The organism is Vannielia litorea (genome assembly GCF_018424695.1).
In the GTDB taxonomy this organism is placed as follows: Bacteria; Pseudomonadota; Alphaproteobacteria; order Rhodobacterales; family Rhodobacteraceae; genus Vannielia; species Vannielia litorea_A.
Genome location: NZ_QTNQ01000184.1, coordinates 1 through 1,640, shown reverse-complemented (window position 1 = coordinate 1,640; position 1,640 = coordinate 1). Strand labels below are relative to the sequence as shown.

Below are 1,640 nucleotides of genomic sequence, written 5' to 3'. Positions count from 1 at the left end.
CCATCGCCCAGCCCGCCCCGGCGAGCCAGCCCGCCAGCACATCCGTCGGCCAATGCACGCCAAGATACACCCGGCTCACCCCGACCATCACGGTCACCACCACCGCCAGCCCCAGCACGTAGACCTTCAGCCGCCGCTCCGGCAACACGCGGGCGACAAGCACGCCCAGTGTCAGGTAGGTCACGGCGGCCATCATCGAATGGCCCGAGGGGAAGCTGGAGGTCATCACGATGGAGCCATGGGGCACGAGGTCAGGGCGTGGGCGCGAGAACAGCTCTTTCGCCAGGGTCGAAAGCAGGATGCCCCCGCCCACCGAAGAGAGCAGATAGACCGCCGAGCCAACCTGCCGCCGCATCAGGAAAAACCCGGCCACCGCCGCCGTCGCCAGGGTCAGCACCAGCACGCCGCCCAAAGCGGTGAAGTCACGGCCCATTTCCTGAAGCCAGAGCGGCCCGAGCGGCGTTTGCGGGTCACCGGGCGCGCGCAGGAGCATGAGCAGGGCGGTGTCGAGATCACGGGTTTCGCCTTCGATAACCTCATCGGCCAGTTCGGCAAAGCCCCAGCCTGCGCCAATCACCAGCACAAGGCCAATGAGAGCGCGCAGTTCAACGTTGTCCCTGAGCCAGCGGGCCACCCGCCGGCGTGCCTGTGCCGTGCCGATCATGCAAGCCGAACGCGCGGGCACCACGGCGCGTTCCCTGTGAAATCCCTGCCCGATCCCTCTGCCCTGTCACGCATCTGTAACCGGCGCTTAATGCTGCCGTTGTAAACTCTGGGCATCAAACCCCCAGATGTTGTGGCCCCAGTTGCAGTGGGAATGCCCCGATGCCCCTGACCCATGCCAATGCCGATGGTGAGAGGCTGGCCGATCCCGCCGGCACCACCGCCCGCCTGCGCTCTGCGCTGGCCGAGGCCGCGCCCGAGGCGCCCATCGCCGTGCTCGTCCATGGCTTCCAGTATTCCCCCCGCGATCCGGCCCGCAGCCCGCACAGCTCGCTCTTCGGGCTGGGCGGAAGCTGGAGCTGGCCCGCGCGCCTCGGCCTCGGCGAGGAAGGGGCCCCGATCTGCCTCGGCTTCGGCTGGGAGAGTCGCGGCTCGATCTGGGCGGCTTACCACCGCGCCGCCCGCGCGGGGCGGGCGCTGGCCGAGTTGGTCGACCTCGCCGCCACCCTGGCCCCCGCGCGCCGGATTAGCCTGGTCGCCCACTCGCTTGGCGCGCGTGTCGCGCTTCAGGCCCTGCCGCACCTGAGCCCCGGCGCCGCACGGCGCGCCATCCTGCTGGCTGCCGCCGAGTTCCGCCACCGCGCCGCCCGCGCCGCTGCCTGCCCGGCGGGCGAGGCCGCCGACTTCCTCAACGTGACCTCCGCGCAAAACCGCCCCTTCGACCTGCTGCTGGAATATGCGCTCGCCCCCGCTCGGCCCGGCCGCCCCGCCATGGGCCGGGGCATGGGCACCCTGCCCCGCTGGACCGATCTGCCCCTCTCCTGCCCCGCCACCCGCGCCGCGCTTTCGCGCCTCGGTCACCCGGTCGGCCCGCCTGCGCGGCGCATCTGCCACGGCTCCACCTACCTCGCGCCCGGCGTCTTCTCGCTCTACCGCGCCGCCCTCTCCGACGCCTCCCTGCTGCCCCGCCTCAACGC

At 71.5% G+C, this 1,640-nt stretch carries 2 protein-coding genes; one reads left to right on the top strand and one right to left on the bottom strand.

The features are described from left to right. Positions 1-664, bottom strand: a 664-nt coding sequence (locus tag DYI42_RS23815) for a phosphatase PAP2 family protein (RefSeq protein WP_213549609.1), incomplete at its 3' end; no start/stop codon positions are given. Between the two features lie 161 nt (positions 665-825). Between DYI42_RS23815 and DYI42_RS23810 the strand changes: the two genes are divergently transcribed. Continuing rightward, positions 826-1,640 (top strand): alpha/beta hydrolase (locus DYI42_RS23810; protein ID WP_213549608.1); only part of this gene is annotated, 815 nt, incomplete at its 3' end.